1 protein-coding gene is annotated in these 558 nt (G+C 55.7%); it reads left to right on the plus strand.

Annotated elements, in window-relative coordinates; translation table 11 throughout:
- Window positions 1–103: 103 nt before the first annotated feature.
- A partial coding sequence (locus tag KY389_RS15065; RefSeq protein WP_219831785.1) for a hypothetical protein occupies window positions 104–558 on the plus strand: 455 nt, incomplete at its 3' end.

Genomic DNA, 558 nt, shown 5'->3' on the forward strand with positions numbered 1-558 from the left:
TAAAACGTGATTTGCGCATCGTCTGTTCTCCTTGTTCTCACGAACGTTATAAGAACAAACTCTCCTTTTGAATGGCCAGGACTCTTGGGGGCAGGTCACCGAATTGGAAGGAAAGCGCGACGACGAACTCACATCCCCAGTCGCCCAGCGAGTAAAGCGGCATCTGAACACGTATCTGCAGTTGGCAAGTGGCGGTCCAGATCTGCTGCACAGCCTCATGCTGCGTCACGCGTTGCGGCTGAGCAAAGGGAACCAAGACAAGATCCTCCCCCTTTTGCGTTTATGGAACCCAGATCAGTTCAGCGATGAGGATTTCACTCGGCAGTCGGGGAAAGACGGCAAGGTTTATCCATCGCTTGTTGAACAGGTAATCCAGGCCGCTGCGTCCGAGGCCGCAGAAAGCGACCGCGCCGTTGATCGTCATCTCATGCTGGGGCATGTGCAGGCTGCTATGAAGCGTTTTCCTGACAACATCTGGTTGGGGGATGTCCCGATGAATGTTGAAATCGGGTCGGGGCAGCGTTGCCGGGCTCATGGTTGGGCGGCCGCTGCGGTGTG

This window comes from Paracoccus bogoriensis (genome assembly GCF_019431455.1).
Taxonomy (GTDB): Bacteria; Pseudomonadota; Alphaproteobacteria; order Rhodobacterales; family Rhodobacteraceae; genus Paracoccus; species Paracoccus bogoriensis.